The sequence below is a fragment of the Anabaena sp. AL09 genome, from assembly GCF_001672255.1.
GTDB lineage: Bacteria > Cyanobacteriota > Cyanobacteriia > Cyanobacteriales > Nostocaceae > Dolichospermum > Dolichospermum lemmermannii.
This window is the reverse complement of the sequence record NZ_LJOQ01000042.1, coordinates 20,968-28,016: the sequence shown is the minus strand read 5'-3', so window position 1 is coordinate 28,016 and position 7,049 is coordinate 20,968. Positions and strand designations below refer to the sequence as shown.

Annotated in this window: 5 protein-coding genes; 4 read left to right on the top strand and 1 reads right to left on the bottom strand. The window is 37.0% G+C overall.

The window, feature by feature from the left end:
• Nucleotides 1-135: 135 nt before the first annotated feature.
• On the bottom strand, nucleotides 136-1,254 hold the full coding sequence (gene bchI, locus AN490_RS08940) for a magnesium chelatase ATPase subunit I (RefSeq protein WP_039202400.1): 1,119 nt from the start codon (nucleotides 1,252-1,254) through the stop codon (nucleotides 136-138).
• A gap of 491 nt (nucleotides 1,255-1,745) precedes the next feature.
• Here bchI and AN490_RS08935 point away from each other — a divergent pair, with 491 nt between their 5' ends.
• From AN490_RS08935 to AN490_RS08920, 4 genes are all read left to right on the top strand, one after another.
• Nucleotides 1,746-3,113 carry a P-loop NTPase fold protein gene (locus tag AN490_RS08935; protein ID WP_300002017.1) on the top strand — a complete coding sequence of 456 codons (1,368 nt, stop codon included), beginning with the start codon at nucleotides 1,746-1,748 and terminating at the stop codon, nucleotides 3,111-3,113.
• A 170-nt stretch (nucleotides 3,114-3,283) separates the two neighbouring features.
• Complete coding sequence (locus AN490_RS08930; protein ID WP_300001974.1) at nucleotides 3,284-6,151, top strand: AAA family ATPase; 2,868 nt, start codon at nucleotides 3,284-3,286, stop codon at nucleotides 6,149-6,151.
• Entirely contained in the window at nucleotides 6,141-6,503 is a 363-nt protein-coding gene (locus AN490_RS08925) for a WD40 repeat domain-containing protein (RefSeq protein ID WP_300001971.1), read from the top strand. The genes AN490_RS08930 and AN490_RS08925 overlap by 11 nt, the downstream gene beginning before the upstream one ends.
• Nucleotides 6,493-6,972, top strand: a complete 480-nt coding sequence (locus AN490_RS08920; protein WP_300001968.1) for a hypothetical protein — start codon at nucleotides 6,493-6,495, stop codon at nucleotides 6,970-6,972. The genes AN490_RS08925 and AN490_RS08920 overlap by 11 nt, the downstream gene beginning before the upstream one ends.
• The last annotated feature ends 77 nt before the right edge of the window (nucleotides 6,973-7,049 follow it).

Here is a 7,049-nt window from a genome sequence, read left to right as displayed (position 1 = left end):
AGTTGTCAGTAGGGGCGAAGCATTTGGAAGATAAATTATCGGTCATTGCCAAAAATAGTTCTCCAAATGCTTCGCCCGTACAGTTGTCAGTGGTTAGTAGACAGTTTACTTTCCACTGACATCTATATTAATTAACTAACGAGCGCCAGCTTTTACCCCTGCACCATTTTTCTGGGTTGAATCTTCTGGAAGTTCCACACCAAAAACCCGACAAAAGACCTTTTCCACTTTATAGCCAGTATCAATAGATTCTAAAGGATCTTTCCGCAAACGGTGACGCAGACATAAAGTAATTACCCGACGGATATCGTCAATTGTAACTTCTGTCCGACCTTCAAAAGCGGTTAAGGCTTTCGCAGCGCGGTTTGTCACGATGTCACCCCGCAACCCGTCCACATCTAATTCTGAACAAACTTCGGAAATTTTCACCCGGAAGTCATAGTCTAAATTAACTTGTGGTAATAAGTTTTGGGCATTGACAATTTTCTCTTGTAATGCTACTTGTGGTGCTTGGTGTTTTTCTAAATACACAGGCGGATTTTGGTCAAATTCACCCCGTTCCTCCACAATTTGCACCCGCAAAGCTGGTTCTTTCACAGTGCGGATTTCCGCGTGCATTCCAAAACGGTCGAGAAGTTGAGGACGTAATTCCCCTTCTTCAGGGTTTCCTGAACCAACGAGAACAAACTTCGCAGGGTGACGGATAGAAATTCCTTCCCGTTCCACGGTATTCCAGCCACTAGCAGCGGAATCGAGGAGTACGTCTACCAAGTGGTCATCTAACAAGTTGACCTCATCAACGTAGAGAATACCCCGGTTGGCTTTGGCTAGGAGTCCCGGTTCAAAGGCTTTGACACCCTCAGATAAGGCTTTTTCAATGTCAATTGTCCCACAAACCCGGTCTTCCGTAGCGCCCAATGGTAAATCTACCATTTGCACCTTTTTGTGAGTGATGGGAATTTCTAACCCCTGTGCTACCTGTTGACGGACTTCATCACTCATCAAGTCCGTGTCGCTGGGGTCACTGTTGAAGGGGTCATTGGCGACAACAGGGATTTCTGGTAAAAGGTCCGCCAAGGCGCGGATAGTTGTAGATTTTCCGGTGCCGCGATCGCCCATAATCATTACACCACCAATTTTGGGGTCAATGACATTTAGCAGCAGTGCCAGTTTCATTTCTTCTTGACCGACGATGGCTGTAAATGGGAAGACCGCACGACGCGCACTCGCACTAGCTTGAGCAGTTGAAGTCACTAAATTACCTTAACAATATTTTTTATGACAATTCTTTATTTTGACACATTTTGCGAATGTGGGTCAGTTGTCAGTTAAAAACTGAAGGCTATAAGTTTTTTAAATCAGACTTTTACAAAAAAAGCACAAGACTATGTTTATTGAGAATAAGTCTGCTTCATTCTCAAGATTATTGAGAATGCTTGCAATAAGATAACCATTTTACTAGGTTCTTGACCTCTTGACTTTTTGTGCTATTATCAAGGTGTATGATCTGGCTGTTATCATATCTAGATTTTAGAATACAGAAATTGTCAGCATTAGGATAACCAGGATTTAAGAATTGACAGGATGTGAGTAAAATAAAATCCTGTTCATCGTTTGATCTTGTAAATCCTGATTCTCATAAAATTATTAAAATTATCGGAAAAATAACTGAAATTACTGAGAAACAAGTATTATTGTCAGTAGGGATATTCCTCAACTATCAGGACAATTATACTACTAGCAAAATGGATATTAAGGATTTTTATAAAGCCACTAACCCCGCACGCACCCTTGTTGCGCGAAATGTGGAAGATCAAAAATGTTATATTGACTTTTCTAAAGTGCGTGGTGAGGATATCATCAGCACTATTAAAGATAGTATTACAGAGTGGAATCAAGATGAGCCTACCTGTAACCTATTTACTGGACATATTGGTTGCGGTAAATCTACAGAATTATTACGATTACAGGTAGAATTAGAAGCAGCAGATTTTCATGTTGTTTATTTTGAATCTAGCGAAGATTTAGAAATCACAGATATAGATATTGCTGATGTGTTTTTGGCTATTGCTAGTCGCATTAGTAAAAGTCTTGAGAAAATTGTTCTCGAAGAACCGAAAAAATTTCAGGAATTACTTCAAGGTGCATGGAACATATTAAACTCTGAAGTTACAGGTGTTAAAGGTAAATTTGCTGGTCATGATATTGGTTATACTGTTGACGGACAAAAGTTGTCTCTGTCTTTGGGTATTGGGGAAATCACCACAAAAATGAAAAGTGATTCCACATTAAGAACCAAAGTAAATCAATATTTAGGACCACAGAAAACCAACTTACTACAAGCAATTAATCAAGAACTTTTAGAACCTGCTATTTCTAAACTCAAACAACAGGGTAAAAATGGTTTAGTGGTCATAGTTGATAACCTAGACCGTATAGATAATACCATTAAACCCTGGGGTCGGACACAACAAGAATATCTATTTGTTGACCAAGGAGAATATCTCACCAAACTGAATTGTCATGTTATTTATACCATGCCCCTGGCTTTGAAATTTTCCAATGAATATGGCACACTAACCCAACGATTTCCAGAAGAACCAAAAATATTACCAATGGTTCCCGTCAAGTCTTCAGATGGTAAAGTCCATGAACAGGGATTAGCACTAATGCAACAGATGATTTTAGCTAGAGCATTTCCTAATTTAGCACCAGAAGACCGCTTAAATAAAATTACTGAAATTTTTGATGCTCCAGCAAGTCTAGACCGCTTGTGTCAGGTTAGCGGTGGTCATGTGCGCGATATTTTGCGGTTATTAAACCCCTGGATTATGAAAGATAAAAAATTTCCTCTCCAGAGTCATACCTTAGAGCAGATTATTCGTGAACGACGGAATGAAATGTCTTTAACTATTTCTGACGAAGAATGGGAATTATTACGTCGTGTTAAAAAAACTAAGCACGTTAGTGATGATCAAGGATATCAGAAATTAATTCGCAGTAGATTTGTATTTGAATATCGAGATCAGGGTGAATTATGGTTTGATGTCAATCCGATTTTAGCAGAATCAGAAAAGTTGTCTGAATCAGGATATCCAAGATTTAAGGATTAACAGGATTTAGATCCCCGACTTCTGAGATCAATTTATAATTTATGGACACAATAAATCAAAGAAGTCGGGGATCTTATCATCTCACCTGAATTATTGCCTTCGATCAATGTTATTATTTATCGAGGTTAAAGTTCAGAAGTCGGGGATCTTGTTTATCACAAATTAATACTATGAACAACTCACAACAACTAGAAGATTTAGCATGGTCTATAGAAGCATCCCAAGGAGAATTTAAGCTGATTTTAGCTAAATGCAATTATCTCAACTTACAAAATCAACTCATTCAAGAATTACAGAAAGTATGTGAGATTGAAATTCAGATTTTACGACTTCAAGCATCAGAAAGAACATTATATAATGCGATTCAAGAAGAATTTAATCAGGAAATTGCAGCATTAATGATTGTCGGTTGGGAATCATTACCGAATTTATCAAAGATGTTCAGTTCAGCTAATCAAGTCAGGGAAGAATTTAGAAATAATTGTCCATATCCCCTAGTGCTATGGATTAATAATCAAATATATCAACAAATCATGGAATCTGCACCTGATTTAGAAAGTTGGGGAATTACTATCAATTTTTCTCTTCCTTTCGATGAATTAATTAATTTACTCAAATCAATAATAGATAAAGTATTAAATGATGATTTGAATGTAAATCTACAAGAACTTGAATTAGCATTACAAGACTTACAAAAATATGGACAAGATTTAGAACCGGAATTTGAAGCTAATTGTAATTTTTTAAAAGGATTTATTGCATATAATAAAAAGCGATTAGATACAGCTATTAGTTATTATCAACAAAGTTGGGATTTTTGGCAAAAAACTGAGAATTTAGAAATTCAAGGGAAAATACTTTATAATCTGACAATTTGCAATTATGAAAAATTAAGACCTAACCCCCCAACCCCCTTCCCTACCAGGGAAGGGGGAGAAATAATAAATTGTATTCAACAAATATTAGAAAAGTTTAAAAATGCTCAACGTCTGGATTTAATTGCTAATTCTTTATCAAGATTTGGGTTAATTCTCCAAGATTTACAAGCATGGGAACAATTAAAAACATTATCTCAACAAGCTTTAGAAATACATCAAGCTGAAAATAACATCTTGAAAATAGCGGAAGATTATCTATTTTTAGCAACAGCTAATTTTGAACAATCAAATTTTCAAGAAGCAGCCAAAATTGCTAATCAAGGGATAGGGGTAATTCATGAGTTACCCCTACTAAATTATTATCGTCAAAGTCTATTTTTAATTCTAGCACAAGCTCAAGAAAAATTACAACAATATGAACAAGCAATTAGTAGTTTAGAATTTGCTAAAGATATCGGGGTTATCAATAATCATCCAAAGTTGTATGTTAAAATTCTCAATCTTTTACAAAAACTATTATTTCAAAAAACAGAATATCTGAAAGCTTTTAATACCAAATTAGAAAGTCGTTCTATTGAACAACAATTTGGTTTACGGGCGTTTATTGGTGCAGGTTGGTTAAAACCAGCCAAAAATACATCTTTTGTGAATAAAGAAAATATTTCTCCAGAAATTGAAGCATCTGGACGGAAAATAGATGTAGATGAATTACTAGCAAGAATTGGTAGAACTGATAAAAAAATTATTGTCATTCATGGACAGTCAGGAGTTGGAAAAAGTTCTCTAGTTAATGCTGGGTTAATTCCTGCATTGGAAAATAAAGCTATAGGTTTTCAAGATAATTTACCTGTGACGATTAGAGTTTATAATAGTTGGTTTACAGAATTAGCAAAAGAACTATTAGATGTATTACCAGAAAACTTAAAATCAGAAGATTTAAAATTAGATACTCAGGAAAAATTTGTTTTAAAATTGGTAGAAATTGAAAAATACCGAAGAACAGTATTAATTTTTGACCAGTTTGAAGAATTTTTCTTTGTGTGTCCTGACGATAAAGCTAGAACAGAATTTTTTCAGTTTTTAGGGAAATGTCTAAATAATAAAAATATTGGATCTTTGCGAATAATTTTATCTTTGCGGGTAGATTATTTGCATCTTTTATTAGAATGTGATGAAATCAGCGACATGAATATTATTGGTGATGGTATTTTGAGTAAAAATGTGCTGTATAAATTGGGAAACTTAACCCCAGAAAATGCTAAAACTACAATTGAGAGTTTAACTAAAAAAACTGATTTTCAGTTAGAACCGAATTTAATTAAGCGACTGGTAGAAGATTTAGCAGGAGAAGTAGGTTCAGTTCGTCCCATTGAATTACAAGTTGTGGGAGCGCAATTAGAAACAGAAAATATCACAACTTTAGCCGCATATCAGCAAATTGGTAATAAACAAGAATTGGTGAAAAGTTATTTAGGGGAAATAGTTAATGATTGCGGTAAGAAAAATCAAGAACTTGCGGAATTATTACTTTATTTTCTCACAGACGAACAAGGAACAAGACCGTTAAAGACTAAGGCAGAATTAGAAGAAAATTTACAATCATTATTAGAACGAGATAAAAATGAAACTGAGAATAACTTAGATTTAGTATTAGAAATATTTGTCAAATCTGGTTTAGTGGTGTTGTTACCAGAAAATCCCTGTGACCGTTATCAATTAGTTCATGATTATTTAGCAGCTTTTATTCGTCAGCAACAAGAACCACTCAGCCAAAAACTAGAATGGGAAAAACAACAAAGAAAAATCGGTGAAGCTAAACTCAATCGCTTTCTCAAAATTGCCCTGGCAGGTTCAGTAGCCGCAGGAATAGCATTAACCTTGCTAACAGTCACAGCTTGGAATGCTGCAAAGAGGGCAGAAACTCAAAAACAACAAGCCGATATTAATGAAATTCAAGCCTTAACTAAATCTAGTGAAGCCATGTTTGCTTCAGGAGAACGCGGTAACGCTTTGATAGAAGCATTAAGAGTAAATCAAAAAGTCAAACTGGCATCTTGGGCAACATTGGATACTCAAGAACCAACGACAGTAGCATTAAGCCAAGCGGTGTATTTGCAGCGTAATGAGAAGCCAGAAAACAAAGCCTTGTGTGGGATTTAGCCCCGACGGCAAACAACTGGCTTCTGGGAGTGGTGACAAGACGATCAAAATCTGGGACGTGACCACAGGGAAAGTCCTGAATACCCTGAAAGGTCATGAGATTTCGGTCTATAGTGTGGGATTTAGCCCCGACGGACAACAACTAGCTTCTGGGAGTGGTGACACCACGATCAAAATCTGGGACGTGACCACAGGGAAAGTCCTGAATACCCTGAAAGGTCATGAGAATTCGGTCAAGAGTGTGGGATTTAGCCCCAACGGCAAAAAACTGGCTTCTGGGAGTGATGACAAGACGATCAAAATCTGGGACGTGACCACAGGGAAAGTTCTGAATACCCTGTGTGGGATTTAGCCCCGACGGCAAACAACTGGCTTCTGGGAGTGGTGACAAGACGATCAAAATCTGGGACGTGACCACAGGGAAAGTCCTCAATACCCTGAAAGGTGATGAGGGTTATGTCTGGAGTGTGGGATTTAGCCCCGACGGACAACAACTGGCTTCTGGGAGTGGTGACAACACGATCATTTTATGGGATTTGGATTTAGATAATTTAGTCACCAGTGGTTGCAATTTGCTGAATAATTATTTGATTGGTAATCCTCAAGTGTTGGCAGAATTAAAAGATTGCCAAACTCCATCTCGGTTATTATTAGCAGCAACGGTGTTAGTTATCCAAGGTGAGAACTTGGCAGCAAATGATGATATGAATGGGGCTTTAGCTAATTTCCGCACCGCCCAAACATGGGATAAAAATTTACAATTTGACCCCCAAGCAAAAGCACAGGAGTTTGCTAACAAAGGCAAAGCTAAACGCAAGTGAGCGGAGTGAGAAAGTGTTGTCCAAAAAGGGCAAATTAGGGATTTGAAGGCGGGGAAAAATCCCTTTACTGATGCGGT